Annotated in this window: 1 pseudogene; it reads right to left on the bottom strand. The window is 72.7% G+C overall.

The annotated features are described in order from the left end of the window. Positions 1-600, bottom strand: a pseudogene (locus ACFHWE_RS23640) (hypothetical protein); the annotation flags it as partial.

The following is a 600-nucleotide window of genomic DNA, read 5'->3' as shown; positions in this document are numbered from 1 at the left end:
GGGTTGGGGGTGTCTCCCCGAGGTTGACGGGTTCTCCGGTGGTGGGGTCGATGGGGAGGACTTGGCCGGTGTCGGGGTCGTAGGTGATGGGCAGGCCGGTGTCGGGGTCGTAGGGGATGCCGGTGCCGGGGTCGACCGGGTAGGGCTGGCCGGTGTCGGGGTCGATCGGCAGTCCTGTGGCCGGGTCCAGATCCAGACCACTTCCGGGGAAGTTGGTGCCCAGCCCCGCGTTCGGCTGCCGTGGGCGGTCGTTGTTCCCGGTTCCTCCTCCGGTACCGAGCGGGGGAACGGGCAGGTAGCCGCCCCCCGTGCCTCCGGGGGTGAAGGTGTTGTCCAGGGGCGGCGGGGTGTAGTCGCCCCCGCCCCCGCCGACGCCGGTGCCGTCACCCGTGCCGAAGGGGTTGTCGAGGCCGGCTCCGGGGGTGAAGGTGTTGTCCAGGGGCGGCGGGGTGTAGTCGCCCCCGCCGACGGTGGCAGGGCCGTCACCTCCTCCTCCGGGGGTGAAGGTGTTGTCCAGCGGAGGCGGCTGGTAGCCGCTTCCGCCGGGGCCGTCTCCGCCGTAGAGGTCTTCCAGCCAGTCGGGGACGCCGTCTCCGTTGC

The sequence above is a fragment of the Nocardiopsis sp. LOL_012 genome (genome assembly GCF_048060475.1).
Taxonomy (GTDB): domain Bacteria; phylum Actinomycetota; class Actinomycetes; order Streptosporangiales; family Streptosporangiaceae; genus Nocardiopsis.
Note: the sequence above shows the minus strand (reverse complement) of the source record. Positions and strands in the feature narration are given on the sequence as shown.